Consider the following 232-nt stretch of genomic DNA (forward strand, 5'->3'; position numbering starts at 1 on the left):
GATCGTCTCGCTCACGCTGTCGCCTCCTCGGACTGGGACTGCTCCGCCTTACGCGCGTGGAGCAGGATCGTGCCGACGCCACCGACTGTCATGCCGACCTCCTCGGCGATCTCGCGCAGCTTCATGCCCTGGGCGCGTAGTTCGAGCACCCGCTCCCGACGCTCGTCAGCGCGAGAGAGGTACTCCTCCCGCGGCTCGGCCATGATGCGACGCACGTTGCGAGACGACGCAC

At 68.1% G+C, this 232-nt stretch carries 1 protein-coding gene; it reads right to left on the reverse strand.

Annotated features, from left to right (window positions below):
• Nucleotides 1–11 precede the first annotated feature (11 nt).
• Nucleotides 12–232: sigma factor-like helix-turn-helix DNA-binding protein (locus NVV99_RS26960; RefSeq protein WP_260783353.1), on the reverse strand; the 221-nt coding region annotated here is incomplete at its 5' end.

The organism is Rhodococcus sp. PAE-6 (genome assembly GCF_025290685.1).
Taxonomy (GTDB): Bacteria; Actinomycetota; Actinomycetes; order Mycobacteriales; family Mycobacteriaceae; genus Rhodococcus; species Rhodococcus pyridinivorans.